The organism is Desulfitobacterium sp. (genome assembly GCF_982384815.1).
This window is the reverse complement of sequence record NZ_CEVWNY010000156.1, coordinates 1-5692: the sequence shown is the minus strand read 5'-3', so window position 1 is coordinate 5692 and position 5692 is coordinate 1. Positions and strand designations below refer to the sequence as shown.

The following is a 5692-nucleotide window of genomic DNA, read 5'->3' as shown; positions in this document are numbered from 1 at the left end:
GACTTTGCCGCCGGCATCGCAGATCATCTCGATAAATTCCGGGATAGGAGGGATATCCAGTTCCTCCATCTGCTTTTTCATCATATTGGTGGCAAAGGCTGACATACCAGGTAATGCCCCGATGAGGGTGGGAATGCCCATGGCTGGATTGCCGACGGTAGCGACTTTGATATTGTTCATTTTCTTTTTGGTGATAGCGTCTAATCCAAAGAAGGTAAAGAAAAGATTGGCCTCGATTCCCATCATTCTGGCTCCGTTGGCCATGATTAATCCCGGGTAGATACCTTCTAGAGAACCCTTGGAGATTATTATCGATACCTTTTTAATCTTTTCTTGGTCTGACATATTAATCCTCCCATCATACACAGCTTACCGGCTTACTTAAGCCGGCAATCTTGGTAGCTTTAAGGAGCGGACCCTCGGGGAAAAGGGCATATAATTGTTGAGTGCCAATATTACCGACTTTGTTTACCCTTCTGATCGTAGGGATTTTTCCGGTTTCCGTAAAATCCTTCTGCAAGAATTCAATTACTTGCCAATGTCCGGGTGTAAGTTCGGCAATTCCCAGTTCCTTGGCGATCTCCAGGGCTATTTCTTTATTCCATTGAGCCCGATTAGTTAGATAGCCTTCCGCGGTTAGGTCAACGGTGTAACCAGCAATAACTTTTTGCATTAGAAATCCTCTCCTTTTTAATTAAGAATTACCATATAAACCATCGAGTTTTTTGCCGCTTGTCTTCATTTCCGGGGGAACTGTAGGAATGGGGATACCTTTTAGAAGCATGTTCCAGTAAATAGGCTTAAAGGCCAATTTACCCAGGTGATTAATTCTTGATTCTTTTAGTAGGGAAAAGGGTCCGATTCCGGGTAAGGGGAAGGTTCCTTCCACTGGTTCGATATCATAGTTAAAGTCGATTAAAAAAGCCTTGTTATAGCCGGATTCGATAAAACAGTTAGCATGACCGTCAAAATGTGCGGTCAAGGGCTTATTAGCAATATAATTTAAAATGTTTTCCGTTAAAATCTCAGCTTGAAAATGGGCAACGGAGCCGGCCTTGGATGATGGTAGATCGGTGGCGTCCCCGATAACAAAGATATTTTCGTGTTTTTTAGACTGCAGGGTATAGGGGTTGGTCGGGACATAGTTTAGTTCGTCACCTAAGCCTGAGCGGTCAATCAACTTGCTGCCCATATTCACCGGAACGGTGACCAGAAGATCATAGTTTACTTCTTTGCCATCTAAGGATATGAGTTTCTTTTCGTCTGCTTCCACATGGCTTACATTGAAGTTTTTAATTAGTTCAATATTTTTCTGGGGGAACAAATGTCCTAGTACATCGGAACATTTTTGTTTAGTAAAAGCACTATCAAGGGGCGTAACATAAACAAGCTCAATTTTTTCGCGGATGTGGCGCTTTTCTCTGAAAAACCAATCGGCGAGAAAGGCAAACTCTAAGGGTGCAACCGGGCATTTGATAGGCATTTCACTAATGTGAACTACTAACCTCCCTCCTGGCCAATCTTTTAATTTGTCTCTTAGAGCAACAGAACCTTCTATGGTATAGAAGTCAAAGATATCTTTTTGCCAACCATCGGTTATGCCCTCTACTTCTTCGGGAACTGTTTCACAACCAGTGGCAATAATTAAGAGGTCATAAGGAATGATCCATTCGTTGCCTAAAGTGACCTGATTCTTCTCCGGATCAATCAGTTCTATGGGTGCCTTGATATATTCCACATCTTTAGGAATGAAACTGGTCTTCTTCTTGACAACATCCTTTTCCGAATAGATATCGAAGGGAATAAAGAGAAATCCGGGTTGATAGTAATGTTTTTCATATTGGTCAATTACCGTGATTGTCCACTCTTTCTTATCCAGTTTGCGATTGAGGTGATTGGCCATCATGGTCCCCGCCGTTCCGGCCCCGAGGATGAGCATTCTTTTCATTGAACTGCCCCCGTTTCATCATTCATTAAACTTGATAATATTGTCCAGGATTTTTAAGACTTCTTCCTTGATATCTTTTTCCTCTAAAATAGCCTTATCCAAGCAACGGTCAATGAAATGTTTATTGAGCATGATCTTAACTTTATTCATAGAGCTGGTTACTGCCGCCACTTGCACTAGGATATCAGCACACTCCTTTCCTTCTTCGATCATTTTTTCGATACCGGTGATATGACCTTTTATGGTCTTTAAGCGCATCAAGATATCTTCTTTTTCGTTTTCGATCACTAACCAACTCCTCCTTAAACCTTCTTTTAAGATCCCTTGTCGATTTCTTCACACGCTAGGATACACCTTCCTACTAGGGTGACCCGGCCGAGAAAACCTTATCCATTACCCCCGCCCCGTATAGGGGGGTCTAGGATTAGTATACACTTTCACATATATCTATGTCAAGAGGGGGAATCCGAAATATTCAAAAAATATTTGGATACAATTAATAAAGCCCCGGGGGTAAATTTTTAGTAAATTACCCGGGGCTTTTATTTTGGATTCATACTCTGTCAGGTGGCTACAATTCATTGTGAACATATCTTCGCTTATAGCAATATTCACAGCGGCATTTTGGTTCCCTTTCCTCACAGAGGATATAATCTCCGCCTTCGATATTAATTCTTTTCCCATGAACCAGTGATTGGGCGAGTTTTCTTCTTGCTTCAATATATATTCTTTGGACGGTTGTACGGGCAACATCCATTTTTTCAGCACATTCTTCCTGTGTTAATCCCTCTAAATCAATTAGGCGGATGGTCTCGTATTCGTCCACAGTCATTGTAATGATATCATGGGCGTTTTCTCCAGTATCCAGGGGGCCGAACCGGTTATTCTTTGGTAAACAACAGACCTTTTTGCACTTCCGAGGTCTTGCCATTTCTATACCTCCTGATTATTGACATATGCCCGATACAGGCGTATTATATGTTTAAAAGGGTATATGTCAATAATAACTCATTTTGCCCTAAATTAAAAGTGTATGGAGGTATATCTATGAAAATTGCCTTACCCTCTCGCCAGGACCGGATTGATGATCACTTTGGTCACTGTGAATATTTCACGGTGTTCACAGTAGATGAGGAGAAAAAAGAACTGCTTAATCAGGAAACCGTTTCCTCCCCGGTAGGTTGTGGTTGCAAGTCTAATATTGCCCAAACTCTTGCTCACATGGGCGTAAAAGTTATGCTTGCCGGCAACATGGGTGAAGGTGCTGTTCGCGTATTAGATAAATCCGGTATTTCGGTAATCCGTGGATGTTCGGGAGATGTTAAAACAGTGGCCCAGCAATGGCTTAACGGCACCTTAAAAGATTCCGGTGATTCCTGCCATCAACATGAACACGGCTGTCATCACTAAGGAAGAACGATTTGCGGAAAACATAGTGTGATATGAAAAGCTGAATTACTAATAAGAAACCCTGGGAAGACGCTTAAATGTAAGTCTGCCCAGGGTTTCTTAGGCCTGTGCCCAGTCTGCCGCTTATTGCAAATCCCGTTGAATCTCTTGTTTAACTTTTTGAGTTTCAGATTGACTGCCTAATCCGGAACTCATACTGGATTGTTGGCTTTGCGAACTAGCTGATTGCAAGTCGCTTTGAATCTCTTGACGAACTTTTGCGGTTTCGCTGGAAGAGGAACTGCTCAAAGCTGTACCGGCAGATCCCGCTGAAGCAGAAGAAAAGGCGGAACTGGTAAAGGCCGAGCCGGAGGAGCCGGAAGCACCGGAGGAACCGGTTTGACTTTGCTTTGAAGACTGTAGGTCGCTTTGAATCTCTTGTTTTACGCTTTGTACATCGGAATTAGATTTATTTTGCATTTTTAATTACACCTCCAATAATAATTTCTCCAATATTCGATGTTATATCTATGGTAAATTTTAACAATGATTCAAGGCAAGACAGACAGTCTTCAGAAACAACGGAGAATTATTCTACTTTTGGCAGGGTGGCAAACCCTTTTGCCAAGTCTTCATCAGTGGGGATAAAGTCGGTCATGGTTCCGGCGTTATAGCTCATATATGCTGCCAGGTCAAAATATCCGGTGCCGGAAAGACCGAAGAGGATGGTTTTCTTTTCACCGGTTTCCTTGCATTTGCGAGCTTCGTCAATGGCCACACTCAGTGCATGGGAGGATTCCGGGGCAGGAAGGATGCCCTCGCTGCGGGCGAAAAGAGTAGCAGCCTCAAAAATCTTGCTTTGCTCGACGGCACGCGCTTCTATTAGGCCATCATGATAAAGCTTGGAAACAATACCGCTCATGCCATGGTAGCGAAGTCCACCGGCATGGTTGGGAGAAGGGATGAACCCGGAGCCTAAGGTATACATTTTCAAGAGGGGGGTTGTTTTGCCGGTATCCCCAAAGTCGTAGGCGTATTTGCCTCTGGTCAGGGAGGGACAGGAAGCAGGTTCAACACCAATAAAGTCGATGTTGTTTTTTCCTTGGATCTTATCTCCGATAAAGGGAGCAACCAGACCGGCAAAGTTAGAACCGCCTCCCACACAACCGATCATGATATCGGGTTGAATAGCGTATTTCTCACAGGCAATCTTCGTCTCTTCCCCAATAATTGTTTGATGCAGAACCACATGGTCAAGGACACTTCCCAGGACATAACGGCAATTAGCGGATTTTAGAGCAACTTCGATGGCTTCGGAAATGGCACAGCCTAAGGAGCCGCCTGTTCCGGGGTTTTCCTCGAGAATTTTCCTGCCTATTTCGGTGGTAGTAGAAGGGGAGGGAATAACTTTTCCGCCATAGGTTTCGATTACGGCTTTGCGGTAGGGCTTTTGCTCGGAAGAGATCTTAACCATATAGACAGTAAGGTCGAGTTGGAAATAGGCGCAGGCCATAGCTAAAGCCGTACCCCACTGTCCGGCCCCGGTTTCCGTCGTTAGGGAGGTTAGGCCTTGTTTTTTAGCATAGTAAACTTGGGCTGCTGCCGAATTGAGTTTATGGGAACCGGAGGTATTGGTTCCCTCAAATTTGTAGTAGATCTCAGCCGGGGTATCCAGCAGCTTTTCCAGGCAATAGGCTCTGACCAAAGGGGAGGGGCGGTACATCTTATAGAAGTCGCGGATTTCTTCAGGAATCTCAATATAGAGCTCCGTGGAGTTTAATTCCTGGTCGATCAGTTCATCGCAAAATACAGGCCTGAGATCCTCAATGGTACAAGGTTTTAAGGTCCCCGGATGAAGCATTGGCGGAGGCAGCTCCTTCATAACAGCCTTGACATTGTACCAGTGCTTAGGCATCTCATCCTCAGACAGATAAATTTTGTAAGGTATTTTTGTCATCGTTTTTCATCCCTTTCCCAGTTTTAAAAATGATTTAATTATGAATAACGGCTCCTTATTAAGCGTAAAAAGAGTCGTAATTCTTAAAACTTTCATGTGTCTAAAAAATAAAAAGCCTTTGCCCCTTTTAATAGGACAAAGACTTATATCTCTGCGATACCACCTCTATTGCGCATAAAGCGCCCCTCGTTTCGTATACCATCATATACGCTTCATTGATAACGGGTGAAGATCCCGGCTAGCATACTTTGGTCAAATTTCTGCATTGCCCTCATGAGTCCATTCGTGATATGTCCGCTGTGCTGCAATCCCACCGCCTGCAGCTCTCTGTAACTAAGACTTTACCCTACTACTCTCAATCAATGGTTTAGTCCACTTATATATAATTTAGATAAATA

At 43.5% G+C, this 5692-nt stretch carries 8 protein-coding genes; 1 reads left to right on the top strand and 7 read right to left on the bottom strand.

Annotated elements, in window-relative coordinates:
• From AC1U9U_RS15305 to AC1U9U_RS15285, 5 genes are all read right to left on the bottom strand, one after another.
• Window positions 1–345: DsrE/DsrF/DrsH-like family protein (locus AC1U9U_RS15305; protein WP_479961418.1), on the bottom strand; the 345-nt coding region annotated here is incomplete at its 3' end.
• Window positions 346–358: 13 nt separating this feature from the next.
• Window positions 359–673, bottom strand: a complete 315-nt coding sequence (locus AC1U9U_RS15300; RefSeq protein ID WP_479961417.1) for a TusE/DsrC/DsvC family sulfur relay protein — start codon at window positions 671–673, stop codon at window positions 359–361.
• A gap of 21 nt (window positions 674–694) precedes the next feature.
• On the bottom strand, window positions 695–1948 hold the full coding sequence (sqr, locus tag AC1U9U_RS15295; protein WP_479961416.1) for a type III sulfide quinone reductase, selenoprotein subtype: 1254 nt from the start codon (window positions 1946–1948) through the stop codon (window positions 695–697).
• 18 nt (window positions 1949–1966) lie between these two features.
• Window positions 1967–2236 carry a metal-sensitive transcriptional regulator gene (locus AC1U9U_RS15290; protein WP_479961415.1) on the bottom strand — a complete coding sequence of 90 codons (270 nt, stop codon included), beginning with the start codon at window positions 2234–2236 and terminating at the stop codon, window positions 1967–1969.
• A gap of 283 nt (window positions 2237–2519) precedes the next feature.
• A complete protein-coding gene (locus tag AC1U9U_RS15285) occupies window positions 2520–2879 on the bottom strand; it encodes a DUF134 domain-containing protein (protein ID WP_479961414.1) in 360 nt (119 codons plus the stop codon).
• A 116-nt stretch (window positions 2880–2995) separates the two neighbouring features.
• On the opposite strand from AC1U9U_RS15285, the gene AC1U9U_RS15280 reads away from it, so the two are divergent.
• Entirely contained in the window at window positions 2996–3358 is a 363-nt protein-coding gene (locus AC1U9U_RS15280; RefSeq protein ID WP_479961413.1) for a NifB/NifX family molybdenum-iron cluster-binding protein, read from the top strand.
• A 123-nt stretch (window positions 3359–3481) separates the two neighbouring features.
• Here AC1U9U_RS15280 and AC1U9U_RS15275 read toward each other — a convergent pair whose 3' ends face one another.
• Together AC1U9U_RS15275 and AC1U9U_RS15270 are read right to left on the bottom strand one after the other, a co-directional pair.
• Window positions 3482–3817, bottom strand: coding sequence for a hypothetical protein (locus AC1U9U_RS15275; RefSeq protein ID WP_479961412.1), 336 nt, complete (start codon window positions 3815–3817; stop codon window positions 3482–3484).
• 109 nt (window positions 3818–3926) lie between these two features.
• The gene (locus tag AC1U9U_RS15270; protein ID WP_479961411.1) at window positions 3927–5294 is read right to left on the bottom strand and encodes a TrpB-like pyridoxal phosphate-dependent enzyme; all 1368 of its coding nucleotides are present in this window, start codon (window positions 5292–5294) and stop codon (window positions 3927–3929) included.
• Between the last annotated feature and the right edge of the window lie 398 nt (window positions 5295–5692).